The following is a 504-nucleotide window of genomic DNA, read 5'->3' as shown; positions in this document are numbered from 1 at the left end:
GATGAATTTAGATTCGGCCCTGGTGAGACCTACGACGTAATTGTTGAGCCTAAAAATGATGCCTATACGATTTTTGCTCAAAGTATGGATCGCTCTGGTTACGCAAAAGGAACTTTATCAAGCTCGCCTAATATTGATGCGCCAGTACCTGCACTTGACCCTGTTGAATGGTTAACGATGACCGATATGATGGGCAATATGACCCACGGCGGTGAGCATTCTGCAATGGCAGGTATGGCTGGCATGTCAGGTATGAACTCTAAAGAAATGGATCATAGCGCTATGGAGCACGGTGCAATGGCGATGGATCATAGCAAACATGGTATGTCTGAAAACCCATTGGCAGTTGCCAGCCCTAAAGTGCGTCATGCCAAAACGGAGTATGGAGCTTCAGTTGATATGCGCGTTGATATGCCTAGAACAAATCTTGATGATCCTGGTATTGGTTTACGTAAAAATGGTCGCCGTGTTTTAACACTTGCAGATTTACACTCACTTGAAGGG

At 45.2% G+C, this 504-nt stretch carries 1 pseudogene; it reads left to right on the top strand.

The window, feature by feature from the left end:
• Positions 1-504, top strand: a pseudogene (locus PSH50_RS21010) (copper resistance system multicopper oxidase); the annotation flags it as partial.

Source organism: Pseudoalteromonas sp. Angola-7 (genome assembly GCF_028599255.1).
Taxonomy (GTDB): Bacteria; Pseudomonadota; Gammaproteobacteria; order Enterobacterales; family Alteromonadaceae; genus Pseudoalteromonas; species Pseudoalteromonas atlantica.
Note: the sequence above shows the minus strand (reverse complement) of the source record. Positions and strands in the feature narration are given on the sequence as shown.